The organism is Erwinia sp., assembly GCF_049696395.1.
Taxonomy (GTDB): domain Bacteria; phylum Pseudomonadota; class Gammaproteobacteria; order Enterobacterales; family Enterobacteriaceae; genus Erwinia.
On record NZ_JBAVTT010000129.1, the window covers coordinates 1 to 13,166 of the forward strand.

The 13,166-nt window shown below is 54.2% G+C and carries 10 protein-coding genes; 1 reads left to right on the forward strand and 9 read right to left on the reverse strand.

The window, feature by feature from the left end:
• Positions 1 to 665: 4'-phosphopantetheinyl transferase family protein (locus WCC56_RS16245; RefSeq protein WP_424693373.1), on the forward strand; the 665-nt coding region annotated here is incomplete at its 5' end.
• Between the two features lie 4 nt (positions 666 to 669).
• Here the strand turns inward: WCC56_RS16245 and WCC56_RS16250 are convergent.
• From WCC56_RS16250 to WCC56_RS16290, 9 genes are all read right to left on the reverse strand, one after another.
• The gene (locus WCC56_RS16250) at positions 670 to 1,071 is read right to left on the reverse strand and encodes a hypothetical protein (protein WP_424693374.1); all 402 of its coding nucleotides are present in this window, start codon (positions 1,069 to 1,071) and stop codon (positions 670 to 672) included.
• Between the two features lie 33 nt (positions 1,072 to 1,104).
• Positions 1,105 to 2,763, reverse strand: coding sequence for a multidrug ABC transporter permease/ATP-binding protein (locus WCC56_RS16255; RefSeq protein WP_424693375.1), 1,659 nt, complete (start codon positions 2,761 to 2,763; stop codon positions 1,105 to 1,107).
• Positions 2,764 to 2,851: 88 nt separating this feature from the next.
• Positions 2,852 to 3,496, reverse strand: coding sequence for a DNA oxidative demethylase AlkB (alkB, locus tag WCC56_RS16260; protein WP_424693376.1), 645 nt, complete (start codon positions 3,494 to 3,496; stop codon positions 2,852 to 2,854).
• Between the two features lie 23 nt (positions 3,497 to 3,519).
• Positions 3,520 to 4,557, reverse strand: a complete 1,038-nt coding sequence (gene apbE, locus WCC56_RS16265; protein ID WP_424693377.1) for an FAD:protein FMN transferase ApbE — start codon at positions 4,555 to 4,557, stop codon at positions 3,520 to 3,522.
• A 366-nt stretch (positions 4,558 to 4,923) separates the two neighbouring features.
• The gene (gene ompC, locus WCC56_RS16270; RefSeq protein ID WP_424693378.1) at positions 4,924 to 6,042 is read right to left on the reverse strand and encodes a porin OmpC; all 1,119 of its coding nucleotides are present in this window, start codon (positions 6,040 to 6,042) and stop codon (positions 4,924 to 4,926) included.
• A 593-nt stretch (positions 6,043 to 6,635) separates the two neighbouring features.
• Positions 6,636 to 7,805, reverse strand: a complete 1,170-nt coding sequence (locus WCC56_RS16275) for an HlyD family efflux transporter periplasmic adaptor subunit (RefSeq protein WP_424693379.1) — start codon at positions 7,803 to 7,805, stop codon at positions 6,636 to 6,638.
• Entirely contained in the window at positions 7,802 to 9,955 is a 2,154-nt protein-coding gene (locus WCC56_RS16280; RefSeq protein WP_424693380.1) for a type I secretion system permease/ATPase, read from the reverse strand. The genes WCC56_RS16275 and WCC56_RS16280 overlap by 4 nt, the downstream gene beginning before the upstream one ends.
• A gap of 34 nt (positions 9,956 to 9,989) precedes the next feature.
• A complete protein-coding gene (locus tag WCC56_RS16285) occupies positions 9,990 to 11,366 on the reverse strand; it encodes a TolC family outer membrane protein (RefSeq protein WP_424693382.1) in 1,377 nt (458 codons plus the stop codon).
• Between the two features lie 400 nt (positions 11,367 to 11,766).
• The coding region (locus tag WCC56_RS16290) for an Ig-like domain-containing protein (RefSeq protein WP_424693381.1) at positions 11,767 to 13,166 on the reverse strand (1,400 nt) is incomplete at its 5' end.

Here is a 13,166-nt window from a genome sequence, read left to right on the forward strand (position 1 = left end):
CACCCGCAGGCCATCCAGAAACCTTGCTGGTCACCGCGCAGTTCGATCTCTCCCGCTTCGATGAACGTTTGTATGCCAGCTGCCAGCTGCCCTCTCCCGTCCATTTAAACAGAGCCGTGCGTAAACGTCGGGCAGAATACCTTGCCAGCAGAGTGGTGGTGCGTTACGCGCTCGCTCGGATGGGAATTGAAGGGGTCATCCTCTCCAACGACCCTGACCGGGCGCCAGTCTGGCCTGCCGGGATCTCGGGCTCGCTGTCGCACAGCCATCAAAGGATCGCAGTACTGCTGTCCAGGAGAGAAAATCGGCTGCTATCAGGCGTAGATTGCGAACAGGTTATGCGGCCGGAAACGGCTGAAGAGATGCAAAGCAGGATTGTGACGGCAGAAGAGAAACGCAAGCTGCTGGAGAGTGGATTGCCTTTCGCCACAGCGCTGACGCTGGCCTTCTCGGTAAAAGAGAGTCTGTATAAGGCTCTCTTTCCGCCGCTCAGACAGTATATGGATTTCAGTGCGGCTGAAATCACGGCACTGTTTCCTGCTACAGGCAAAGTGCAGCTGCGCCTGACCACTTCATTTTCCAGCGACTTCCCGGCAGGGAGAGAGTTTACCGGCCAGGTAGAGCTTGAAGCAGATCAGGTGCTGAGTTGGGTAATAGAAGGCTAGCCGGTTAGCGGCAGTAACCCTCGCCCGGCTGTACAACCAGACAATCCTTCTTCTCCGCCAGCCACTTCAGACCGGTTGCGGCACCGTCGCCAGCCCGTAGCGTATGCTCGCCATCCGGGCGGGTGAAAGTCATGCCCTGTGGCGTGGCTTTCCCCTTGAAGGTGCCTTTGTCCGTAGCATCAAGGCTGTACTGCATAGTCAGCAAGTAGTTACCCTCACCCAGCGCCTCGTCTTTACTGATCGTAAGAGATAAACCTTCCACGCCAACCCATTTCCCCACCCAGCCAGCTGCCGGTGATGAGCTGGCTGATGGCGCCTCACTCGCTGCTGGAGCGGGCTTTTCAGCTGCATTGTCACAAGCGCTGAGCATCAATACACAGAGTAAAATCAGCGGTAACTGTTTCATTGATGTCAATCCCTCAGTTAAAAATGCCTGTCGCTAGCCCTGGCTAACCACGTCTGTGCGTTTGACGGCATCCAGCGTGGCAAGTTCCCGCTCTTCGCCAGTCAGTTCGCTAAGTTTGCCTTCACGCATCTCCAGCAGGCGATCCGCATGGAGGAAGTAGTGGTCATCATGACTGATGGCAAACACGGTTTTCCCCATCTCCTGCAACCACGGCAACAACTCCCGGTAGAAGATACGGCGGAAATGCGGGTCCTGGTCGGCAGCCCATTCATCCAGCAGCAGGATATCGCGCTGCTCAGCGGTAGCCAGTAACAGCGCGAGACGCTTGCTCTGCCCTTTCGACAACTTCAGGTTCAGGACTTTGTTGCCTTCCAGCTTCACTTTGTCCTGCATTTGCAGGCGCGACAGCCAGGCCTGAACTTTAGCCGGATCGGCCGCCTGTCCCTGATTATCGATCAGCCGATCGAACAGGTGAACATCGGTAAAGACCGCCGAGAACAGGCTACGATACTTCTCCCTGTTCGAACCGTCGATCTCTTCACCATCCAGCAAGATTTGGCCAGAAACAGGCTGATAAAGCCCGGTCAGTAACATCGCCAGCGTCGATTTCCCACTGCCGTTACCGCCGATCAGGAACACCAGTTCGCCACGCTTCAGCGTCATATTTATTGGCCCAACTGCAAATCCTTGTTCACCGTAATGGAACACCAGATTGCGCAGCTCAAGCGTCTTCCAGTTGTTGGCAACCGGTGGCGCAATAAAGTCGGGGTGGTATTCCGTGAGCTTGAAGGTGTTTAACTTGTCAAAAGCCACCTGGGCCGTCAGCAGCGTAGGCAAAGCGCCCACGGCAGAAAGCAATGGCGTACGCAGGAACAGCAGAGTCAGGGAATAGGTTGCCGCTACAGCGGTATTTGCCCAGCCAAGGCTGTTCGCCATAAAGAACACCAGGCCAATGGCGCCCAGCATCATAATATTCGACCAGTTTACCGCGCTCAGATGGAAGGTGTCGGCACGCACAATATGATGACGGTAATTACGCGCATCCTCCTGATAGACCGTTTCATAGATCAGCTGTGCACGCTGGCGGTTCAGGGCCAGCTCTTTGCGCCCTTCAATTATGGTCTGGAAATCCGTGTAGAGGTTGTCCTCAATATCACGCAGTTTTGCCATATGACGGTACACTTTCGACACCAGCAACCAGCCGCCAACAATGGTGATGGCTACCCAGACAGCGGTAACAAACAGCATTTCCGGCGATAACCAGGCCAGGTAAGCCGCCGATCCGACTGTCAGGATGATCCCCTGGATCAGTTCAGGCAGACGAACAAAAGCAATGGTGATGGCACGCACATCGCTGGTCAGCCCGGCCAACAGTTGTGCGCTACCGATTTGCTCGATGCGTTCAACCTGGGTGTCCAGAATACGTTTGATGAATTCACCGCGCAGGCGGTAAACGAAATGGTGGCCCAGCACGGTTAATGCCAGCTGCGAAGCCAGCGTAACCGCCATCAGCAGCAGCAGTAAGCCGAGAAATTCCGGCAGAACCAGTAACGAAGAGTTCAGGGCAACAATCAGTTCTTTATTGATAAACGCGATCAGCCCAATCCCCAGCGCGGCACTAAGCAGGCTGAGAGCAATAACCAAAATAAACGGCCAGCGATACTGCCGGTAAACAACGCGTAGCAACTCCATGACACCATCCGGGTAACAACAAGGCAGTGTGCAGTGTAATGAGTCACCAGACGATATCAATAATAATTCTCATCTGACTCAGAATCGCTTAACGAAATGCGCGCCGGAAGGTCAGATTGAAGCGAAAAGCGCCGGTTAAGGGGTGAATTCCTGGTTTAAGCGGCAATATGCCGTGAAACCGCAGACGTGAAGGTCCGCCCCAGACCACGATATCACCATGTTCCAGCAGCACGCGCTGGGTGGCGTCTCCGCGTTCAAAACCACCGAACTGAAAGACCGCCGGTAAACCCAGCGAAACAGAGACGATGGGCTGCTTTAAATCCTGCTCATCTTTATCCTGATGCAGGGTGAGTTTTGCTCCAGGTTCATAGCGATTGATCAGACAGGCGTCCGGGGTGAACTGGGGAAAACCCGCTTCGCCAGCGCAGTCTCTGGCCAGGTGGCGAAAACGGTCCGGCATCGTTGGCCAGCGATGACCGCTGGCGTTATCTCGCTCACTGTATTGATAGCCCCGCGCGTCTGATGACCAGCCAAAGTCACCGCAGTTGGTCATGGCAACCGACATACGGTGTCCACCGGGCGTGATGCGGTGATGGAATGGGTTCTGACTGGAGACGTCCTCTACTAACCGCATCAATTCTTCGGCTTCGTCTCTTGCTCTACGCCGCAGGATCACCGCTCCGTCCGCCAGGGGCTCAGCCCACGGAGCCTCTTCACTAAACAAATCCAGCATGATGACTCCCCGGGCATTCCGCCCTACTGTGGTAAAATAAACGCCTTAAACTGCGGTGACATCCAGCTACTGAAGCCATCGCCCTGCTTCTCTATCAGGTAGACCGCCAGGTTTTCACGTAGCGCCAGCGCTTTGGCTTTCTCTTCGCCCAGCACCATCAGCCCGGTGTCCCAGCCATCGGCTTCCAACGCCGTGGTGGCAATCACCGTAGCAGAAACTAACTTGTGCTGAATGGGCCGCCCGGTGGAGGGGTCGATAACATGGGAGAAACGTTTACCGTTCAGCTCGTAATAGTTACGGTAGCTGCCGGAGGTGCTGATGCCATGGCCCTGAAGATCGACCACCGCCTGTACCGCATTTTCCCGATCTGTTGGCTTCTGAATAGCCACTTTCCACGGGCTCTGGCCATTTTTTCCTCTGGTCAGCACCGCGCCCCCTACGGAAACAAGGTAGTTGTTAATCCCCTCTTTCTCCATCAGTCTGGCCAGATGGTCGGTGGCAAAACCTTCCCCCATGGTGGAAAGATCGACATACAGGCCAGGCAGATCTTTTTGTAAATAAGCGCCCTCAGCTTTCTGAATCACCTGCAGATGCTGTAATCCGGTCAACGCCTTTGCCGCCTCAATCTGTGCCTGACTGGGCTGTTTCACCGGCTGTTTGTCCGGGCCAAACCCCCAAAGATTGACCAGCGGGCCAACGGTAATGTCCATCGCGCCTGCCGTTTTCTGACCAATTCGCAGGGAAAGGGTCACGATATCCGCCATATTTTCGCTGACGGGCTGAGGCTCACTGCCGCGATACTGATTGAAACGCGACAGGACAGAGTCTTTTTTCCAGGTAGAGAGCTGATGATCGTCTTCGTCTAACTGTTGCTGAACCTCTTTTTGCAGGCTCTCTTTCCGTTCAGGGGCCACGCCAGCGAGGCTAATTCGCCAGAATGTTCCCATTGTGCTTCCTTCCAGCACCATCGCCGAATCGTCGCGACTCTGGTTATGATCGTCACAGCCTGAAAGCATAATAAATGCTGCCAGAGCAGGGCAATACAGCCAATTCCTCTTCATATAACCGATAACACCTGTAGTAAATATTGGACCGGAAAGTGACCAAATGGGCCATTTCTTCCGGGAAAATGCACTTGATCTTGTCTGCAATGCTCACCAGGATAGTCAGCGAACGCAGGCTACAATCGTCTGCCATTTGATGATTTCAAAGGAGATATCATGATTTATTTTGCACTCCTTGCTGCTTGCCTGGGACTGATTATCTTTTCAGGCTACAAGCATTACAAGCAGACGCATGTCAAACAGCTCTATCGTCCACGTCACCGTCATCAGCGCGCAAGCAATTAAGAGAAAAAAGGAAGGGATGAAAGGGCAGGCGAAGGATGAGGAACGAGGGAGCGCAGAGGCCTGCGCTCCCCAAACAACTTAGAACTGGTAAACCAGACCCAGTGCTACGACGTCATCGGTGTTGATGCCGGCTGCGTCGGTGAAGTTGTTGTCATCCAGCAGGTTGATTTGGTAATCAACGTAGGTAGACATGTTTTTGTTGAAGTAGTAAGTCGCGCCCACATCAACATATTTTTTCAGGTTCTGAGAACCGTAACCTTCGATGTCGCTGCCGCGTGAGCTGACAAACGCCAGGGAAGGACGCAGACCGAAGTCGAACTGATACTGTGCAACCAGTTCCCAGTTGTCTGCGGTGTTTGCATAACCGTAAGCAGCAGAATCGCTGTTACCGAAGCGGGTAGCATTCAGTGAACGGGTATACATTGCTGCCAGGTAGATGTTGTTGGCGTCATATTTCAGGCCACCGGTGTACGCGGTAGCTTTGTCACCACGGCCCAGGATGTCCTGAGTAGCAGTCGAGTTACCATTCTGTTCATTAGTCCGGTCGGAACTGAACATGGCCGCACCAATACCAAAGCCTTCACCCAGATCATAAGTGGTAGACAGGCCATAACCGTCACCGTTACCGCCAAGGACGTCACGGCCGGTAGCAGATTCGGTATTGCTGTCATTTTTGCCCTGATACTGAACAGCGAAGTTCAGGCCATCAATCAGACCAAAGAAGTTGTTGTTACGGTAAGTTGCCAGGCCGTTCGAACGCTGGAACATGAAGTTGTCCGCGCCGTAGGTATCGCCACCGAACTCTGGCAGGACGTCAGTCCAGGCGCCAATGTCATAAGCTACGCCATAGTTACGACCGTAATCGAAAGATCCGGCATCGCCGAACTTCACACCAGCAAAGCCAACACGGGTAAAGCTGTTTGCCGTCCCTTCAGACTCAGCTGTGTTCAGCGCTGCCTGATATTCCCACTGGCCGTAGCCGGTCAGCTGATCGCTGATTTGGGTTTCACCTTTAAAACCAAAGCGAACATAAGACTGATCGCCATCTGAACCGTCGTTATCGGAAAAATAGTGCAGACCGTCTACTTTGCCGAACAGGTCAAGTTTATTACCGTCTTTGTTGTAGATTTCAGCTGCGCCCGCTGAACCGGCGATCAGCATCGCTGGGACCATCAGGGAAAGAACTCGAAGTTTCATTTTAATACCCTCTAGTTATGTGCCTTATTATGCCACTGCTTGCTGAACGTCGAATTTTCAGCCGGCAACCTCATACTAGTGCGCAGGCAGTAATAATCTATAAAGAAAATGATACTAAATTTCCGAATATGTTTCAGAGTACTAAGTTTATATTTCAGGATGTAAAAAGAGGGGAGCTTTCAAGCAGCACGTATTGATAAAAAATATAGCATGAATCATCAATAATTCGTCGAAGCGTTATTTTTCATCAAGTTATGTAAGGTTAGCTTGCGAAGCACTGAATGATAAAAATTTTCATCCATCAGGGAATATAATGACCTCGCTATCATCATTTTATTTCAGTATTACCTTCATTCACCCCGAATGAGATTGTTTTACCCTATTTCCCGCCGAACCTTGTGTTCGGCTTTTTTTTATTCTTTTTTCAGCCTACCGTCAATTTAAGTAAAGATAATTACACCGAAGCAATAACCTCCCTCGCCCTGCTCTTTTTATCACCAATTAAGCACAAATCATCAAAAAAAACGCCAGCAACATAGATGTTAATTATTTCATGAAAATAACCTTCATCAATTATTTACTGGCGTTATTTCTTAGCGTTCTCTGAGCGATTCTTTAACTTTATTCAGCGGCTTAATCAGATAGTCCATGACCGATTTTTGACCCGTTTTAATTTCAACATTCGCCACCATACCGGGAACAATCGGGAATTTTCGCCCGGCCTTATTGGTCAGCTCGGCTTTCTGCGTGCGAACGTACACCCGGTAGTAGTACTGATCGCGCTTTACCTCGTCCTGAAGGGTATCTGGTGAGACGTTTTCCACCTCGCCCGCCAGATCGCCATAGATTGAAGAATCATAGGCGGTGACCTTCACCGTGGCAGGCAGGCCTGGCCGAATGTACGCAATGTCACGAGGATTGATGCGGGTTTCTATCAGCAGCTGATCTTCCAGCGGCACGATTTCCATCAGCTTGCCGCCAGGCTGCAACACCCCACCGACGGTCGTGACCTGAATGTCCTTCACAATCCCACGAACCGGTGAGTAAATGGTGGCGCGAGTCAGCTGATCTTCTTTCCCGGTAACCACCTGCAACTGAGCATCAAGGTCGGCATTATTTTTGACCTGCTCTTCCCTCGCCCGCACGGCGTAGTCATTTTTGGCCTCATCAATTTTCCCCTGCAGATCGCTAACCTGACGGCGAAGGCGAATGACCTCCACTTCCCCCGCAGCCCCTTTAGCCACCAGCGGCGCCGTCATTCTAAGTTCGTCCTGCACCAGTCTTTTTGCATCTTCCAGATTTTTGACGGTTTCCGTAAGGTTGCGACGACGGGATTGATACAGCTGTGTTTCTCGTGCGACCAGGTCAGGCTCTTTCAGAGTCGCGGCGCTGAAAGCCAGTGGCGCACCGGTCAGCTCCGCCTGAAGCCGTTCTGCTGAAGCACGCAGCGTTCTGGCTTTGGAAGCCGCTTCACCAAAATTGGACTGAAATCGGGTTGGGTCGAGTTTTGCCAGCACCTGGCCTTTTTCGACAATATCCCCTTCATGCACATTCAGCTGGTCGACGATCCCGCCGTCCAGACTCTCAATCACCTGTGCGTGGCTCAGAGGGGTGACCTTGCCGGTGCCCACGGTCACTTCATCCAGAATGGCAAAATGCGCCCAGACAAAGAAAATCACCAGCGCAGCGGTACACAGCCAGATGATGGCGGAGGTTTTGCGCTCGTTCTGCTTCATGCTGCGGTCAACCATGATCAGGCTCATGCTGCATCTCCCCGCGCCACGTTTTGTTTCGCCGTTTGTGCAGCAGCACTGCGAATGATCTCATCTCGCGCGCCATCAGCAATGATGCGGCCGTTATCCATCACCACTATTCTGTCCACCAGCTTGAGTAACGCCGGGCGGTGAGTGACCAGCACCAGCGTACGGCCGGAGAGCCAGCCCTGCATCTGACGGATAACGTGATCTTCAAGCTGTTCATCCATAGAGGCGGTTGGCTCGTCCATCAGCACCACCTGCGGCTGGCGCAGGATCATCCGGCTGAGCATCACCATCTGCCGCTGACCACCAGAAAGCCCACGTCCCCCTTCATTGATCACCCGATCCAGGCTGGCAGCATCCTGCTGCACCAGGCTGAGCGCCCCGCTGATGCGCAAGGCTTGCAGCATCTCCTGTTCGCTGGCATGCGGGTTCCCCAGCATCAGGTTTTGCCTGAGCGTGCCAAAGAACAGGCGGGAATCCTGAGAGAGCCAGCCAAGCTGACGGCGCAGGTCAACCGGATCGATACGGCGAATATCCACGCCATCCACCACCACTTTTCCCTGGGTAGCCATTGACTGACCGGCGAGCAGTCGCAACAAGGTTGATTTGCCCGCGCCCACTTTGCCGAGGATGGCAATGCGCTCGCCGGGCTTGATTTGCAGCTGACCAATAGTCAGCACATTTTTAGCGTTTTCCTCATCGTAGCTGTACTGAACGCCTTTCAGATCGTACTGACCGGTCAGCGTTGGGCAGTGCGCCATTTCGCCTTCTTCTACCTGATCCAACGGCTTTTTCAGCAGTTCGTCCAGGCCGGTCATGGCGCTTTTGGCATGCTGCCAGCGGGAGAAGACCATGGTCAGCTGCATCAGCGGTGCAATGGTTCTGGAGGAAAGCATGCTGCTGGCTACCAGCGTACCGGTGGTGATATCGCCATTGAGAACCAGATACACCCCGAACACCAGCATGCTGGCATAAGTTAACTGCTGAACTGTGGAGGCCCAGCCAGTCAATCGGGCTCCCCAAAGTCGTTGCTGCATACCTACAGCCGCGCTGACTTCGTGCGTCTGTTCCCACTGACGCTGAAAGTAAGGTTCTGCCTGCAGAGATTTAATGTCTTCGATGCCTTCAATGGTTTCCACCAGCACCGCATTACGTAACGCCCCTTCACGCAGCCCCTCTTTCGCCAGTTTCGCCATGGGGATCTGCACCAGCAAGCCTGGGATCACAATCATTGGGATCGCCAGCAGCGGCACAATCACCAGCGGGCCGCCGATAAAGGCCATGATAAACAGGAACAGGATCACGAACGGCATATCCGCTGCCGCGCCCACTGTAGTGGAGGTGAGCAGTTCACGAACCTGGTCGATTTCACGCAGTTGTGAAATAAAAGAACCGGTCGATTTTGGCCGGGCCTCGTTGCGGATATTCATCGCCCGGGCGAAGAGCATTGAAGACACTTTTAAGTCAATACGCTTCCCCATCAGATCGGACACCTGAGTTCGCATCAAACGGATAAGATATTCAAAGACCGCCGCGATCAGCACCCCGGTAAACAGCACCCATAATGTTGCTTCTGATTGCGCCGGGATAACCCGATCGTAAATCTGCATGGAGAACAGGATCCCGGCCAGTGCCAGCACGTTGCCCACCACTGAAGCCAGCGAAATCTCCATGATCTTCCGCCCCATGCCACGGAAGTTTTCCCAGAACCAGTGCTTCTTGTAAGGTTTTACGAACTCATCAATACGCGCATCACGCCCACGCGCCGCGACGCCAACAATGCCGACCTGTTCCTGACTTTGCGCCAGCAGCAGCGCCAGTTCGCTTTCCCGTACTACATCGCCACCGTCGCTTAGCCAGTAACGCGCTTTCCCTTCCGCGTCGATGCCTTCCACCACCACCACGTTGCCGTTTTCCATGATCAAAATGACCGGCGTCACTTCCTGTCGCCAGCGGATTTTGTCACGCGGCATCATGGTCATATGCAGGCCGAGCAGGCCTGCCAGCCTCTCCAGCTGCTGCGCTGGCGTCAGGTGTTCAAACCAGCGCATCTGCTGGCGTAACGTTGAACCGTCCGCAGGTTTGCCAAAGCGTGCGGCGACACGCAGCATGGCATCAATCCAGTTCTCGGTGCTTGCGGTTTGTTTGGTCATAGTACTGCCTTAAAAGTTGCGTGTGCTTCCAGCGTCAGAGTGACGGCAAGGATTGCCCACTGGTGGCTTCGCGATCAATCCCCATAATATCCAGCAGGTTGTCTACCGCGGCGGCATAACGAACCGTGGCATCCCAGCCGTCATAAAGAGCCATCAGGCGACTGCTGTCGGCCTGGAAAACATCCTGCTCCACGCTCAGCAAATCGTTGAGGCTGCGCTTGTTCAGCTTGTATTCATCGGCATAAACCGAGCGGGTATGGTCGGCACTGTCCAACTGCGCTTCCCCGGCGCTTTGCCGTTGCTGGGCACCAATCATGTCGGCATACGCGGTTGAAGCATGTTGATTAATGTCCAGTTTCGACTGTTGAATGGCGGCTTCAGCCGCTTCCCTGTCGCCTTCTGCAGCACGGGTTTTGGCATTCACCAATCCGCCCTGATAAAGCGGCGCTTCAACTTGCAGCTGTAACTCATCATCCCAGTAGGAGCGGCTGCTGTTTTCATAGCGGGTTCGGCCAGCCTGGACTTTGATCGTCGGCCAGTGATTCGAAGACGCCTGACGGACACGCTCCATCGCCGCTTCTTGTTTGGCCTGCGCACTGCGCACGGCCGAGCTATTTTCGTAGGCTATTTTGTCGAGGGTAATTTGCTGGTTCAGCAACGACTGCGGCAATTCCGGCAGTTCGCTGGAGACAACGCCGGTCAGCACGGTTAACTGAGCCTGGGCTGAGCGTTCCTGAGCCCGGTACTGCTCCAGCGTGGCATGCATACCCGCTATACGGGTTTCGGCCTGCAATACGTCGGATTGTGAACTTAACCCGGCGTCTGCACGCAGTTTGGCTATATCTCTGACATGCTCAAGGGAGACGACATTATTGCGGGAAGCCTCCACCAGCGCCTTATAGCGTTTGACCTCCAGATACGCCTGCAGCGTGTCCTGAGCCACGGTGGTCATGGTGTCGTAAAGACTGTAGCGATAGGCATCCGAGAGTTTATGTTGCTCGTCGATAGCCCCGCCTGTCCGGCCAAAGTCGTAGAGCAACTGGCTGAGCGTGATGCCACCAGAGCCGTTGTTGTTCAGGCTGCCTGACGAATCAGTCTGTTGCGACCGCCCTCCCGTAGCGGAGAGGGAAATTTGGGGATACCACGCACTTTTGGCCGCATCGAGATCGGCTTCGCCAACGTGGATCTGGGCTGCTGCTTCGGAAATTTTGGGGTTACGGGCAAACGCGCGCAGGATGGCATCGCGCAGTGTCAGGGTGGCGATTTGCTCCTCGGTCGGGGCGGCACGCCAGTTAAATTCCGCTTTCGGCTCTTTCTTCGCTGCCAGCGCAGCCTGGCTCAGTGAAGCGCAGAGTGCACCAATACAGAGTGACAGCCACACTTTCTTCAATTTACTGCCTGTAGACACCATCGAAATTCCCTTGTGCACCGGATGATAGGTAAAGGTATGCCGCAAAAGATAAAGCAGAGCTTTATTTTCCAAAGGCATAAGCTGGCCAGCGCCGAAGAGGGAGCTGAGCCTGACCCGGTGTCTAACGGAGTGCAAAACACGCCGTCACAAGAGAAATGGTTAGAAGAACGCCATTGCACCCTGCATAAAATAGAGGGGAACCCCTCTGCTTTGGAGGATCGCCCCTAAATGGCGCGCCTCTTATAGTAATAATATTGGTCTTTCTTTACGCAATGCTAACGCTTTGCGTGGTCGGTCTGATTTTATAACATCCCCTTTCTCACGTCAGTAACTGTTAACCTCCTCTTAACCTTAGACGCCCTGCACGAGAATTTCCTCTCCCATGCAGGGGAAGTCATCCTCAGACCACGTGGACCTGCAGATTGTGCTGTACCAGTACGTCGCCCAGCGTGTTGGCAGAAGAGAGCGCCGAGTTGTGATAAACGTCAAACGTTTGTCCCTCCACGGTCCGCTGCCCTGCTGTTGCCCAGACGCCGCCATCGCTGTTGGCCAGGGTAACCTGGTCACCAAGCGTCCCTTTAATCACCAGATCGTTGGTCTGACTGTCGGTGAGATTCAGCGCTTCGTTGAGATCCAACTTCACGCTGTTGTTGCCGGCTTTACCGAGGTCGATAATCTCGATGCCCTCCACTTTCAGTCCCAGGGAAGTGAGGTCAAGGTTCATGTGCTCGCCATTCAGCACCAGCGTATCGGTTCCCGCCCCGCCATCGATATGGGTAAAGTTCAGCGTATTCAGGGTTACCGTATCGTCACCAGTGCTACCGGTCACCGATGCGCCTTCAACCGTATGACCATCCGCCAGCGTAATCACCACACCACCAATGGTGTAGGCACTGCTGTCTGCCACTGCCGCTGTTTCCGTTGCTGCCGCAGTGCTGGTTGTGTCATGGGTTGTGGTGCTGGTGTCTGTAGTGTTGATATCGCTACCGGTTACCAGCGTTGAATCAACCGCAGTGGTATGAGCCGCCGTGGTGGTGGCTTCCGCTGTGGTTGAGTGCGTCGAGTGCGTTGAGGCCGCCGCCGCTGAAGTATCGTCGGCGACTACCGCCATCAGCACCGAGGCCGTAGCCACAGACGCTGTGCTGACCGGCAGCAGAGAACCCAACAGCAGGGTATTGCTGGTAGACGCTGGGTTACCTGCGGCATCAACCGCTGTGACGGTTACGATGCTGCTCAGACTCAGCGCTGTCAGTAACCCACCGGTGAATTTCACGCTATAGCGTCCTAAGGCATCCGTTGTCACCTGCTTCGTCTCGCCCCCAAGAGTGACGTTCAATCGCGTGCCCTGCGCCAGGTTTTGCGTGCCCCCCGAGATGGTCAGGCCAGTTAGCAATACGCTGACAAGGCTGAGTATCGGGTCGACGCCAATCGCTGGCAGGTTGTGGGTGACTGCCGTGAAGGCATCGCTGGCGGTCGAGGTATTTCCTACCGCATCCGTTACGGTGACCGAGATTGTCCTGCTGCCATCGGGAATAGCCTTCAACACGGCGGAAGGGACTGAAATGCTCCAACTGCCGTTTGCCAGTACGGTGGTGGTGTAAATATTCCCCGCAACGTTAACCGATACCGAGCTACCCGCAGCGTTAGTGGAGGTCCCGCTGAGGGTTTCTGCGACATTGGCTTCGCTGAGGTTCAGGTAGTGGTCGCCACCAAACACGGTGCTGTTGGTAATCGCTACCGTTGGCAGCGTGTGCGTTCCAACCAGCACAGTGCTCGCCCCGCTGCCCGCATTACCGGCTG

What these genes read in the sequence shown, in the direction of transcription:
- WCC56_RS16250 (WP_424693374.1), bottom strand. Translation starts at nt 1,071, where the DNA reads ATGAAACAGTTACCGCTGATTTTACTCTGTGTATTGATGCTCAGCGCT.
- WCC56_RS16255 (WP_424693375.1), bottom strand. Translation starts at nt 2,763, where the DNA reads ATGGAGTTGCTACGCGTTGTTTACCGGCAGTATCGCTGGCCGTTTATT.
- alkB (WP_424693376.1), bottom strand. Translation starts at nt 3,496, where the DNA reads ATGCTGGATTTGTTTAGTGAAGAGGCTCCGTGGGCTGAGCCCCTGGCG.
- apbE (WP_424693377.1), bottom strand. Translation starts at nt 4,557, where the DNA reads ATGAAGAGGAATTGGCTGTATTGCCCTGCTCTGGCAGCATTTATTATG.
- ompC (WP_424693378.1), bottom strand. Translation starts at nt 6,042, where the DNA reads ATGAAACTTCGAGTTCTTTCCCTGATGGTCCCAGCGATGCTGATCGCC.
- WCC56_RS16275 (WP_424693379.1), bottom strand. Translation starts at nt 7,805, where the DNA reads ATGAGCCTGATCATGGTTGACCGCAGCATGAAGCAGAACGAGCGCAAA.
- WCC56_RS16280 (WP_424693380.1), bottom strand. Translation starts at nt 9,955, where the DNA reads ATGACCAAACAAACCGCAAGCACCGAGAACTGGATTGATGCCATGCTG.
- WCC56_RS16285 (WP_424693382.1), bottom strand. Translation starts at nt 11,366, where the DNA reads ATGGTGTCTACAGGCAGTAAATTGAAGAAAGTGTGGCTGTCACTCTGT.